Source organism: Saccharothrix sp. ST-888 (assembly GCF_000955975.1).
GTDB lineage: Bacteria > Actinomycetota > Actinomycetes > Streptomycetales > Streptomycetaceae > Kitasatospora.
Genome location: NZ_JYJF01000597.1, coordinates 1 through 353, shown reverse-complemented (window position 1 = coordinate 353; position 353 = coordinate 1). Strand labels below are relative to the sequence as shown.

Below are 353 nucleotides of genomic sequence, written 5' to 3'. Positions count from 1 at the left end.
CGCCGCCAGGCAGGCGCCGCCCGCTGCCGAGCGGGCGCCGGAGGGGCGAGCGGCTGCGGCGCGTTCGAGTGCACGGCGGGGTGAGTGCCCTGTCGGCTGGCGGGAGGGGGATGGCCGGCGGCGCGGGGGGGTGGGGAGGCCGGCTCGGCGGCTACCGCTCCCCGGTGCGCTCGCGCCAGCTCAGCCGGGCGATGCTCTGCTCGACCCCCGGCGTGGGCACGGTCATCGCCAGCCCTCCGAGGCGGTCGTCGGCCACTTGCGCCAGTATGCGCCCGGGCAGGTCGTTCCGGGCCGTGATCAGGCCGTCGGCAGGCGGCTCGGCAGGCCGGTGGTCCGTCACCACCGGGTCGTCG

At 79.0% G+C, this 353-nt stretch carries 1 protein-coding gene; it reads right to left on the bottom strand.

The window, feature by feature from the left end:
• Window positions 1-151 precede the first annotated feature (151 nt).
• Window positions 152-353, bottom strand: a 202-nt coding sequence (locus UK12_RS44015; protein WP_045307064.1) for a hypothetical protein, incomplete at its 5' end; no start/stop codon positions are given.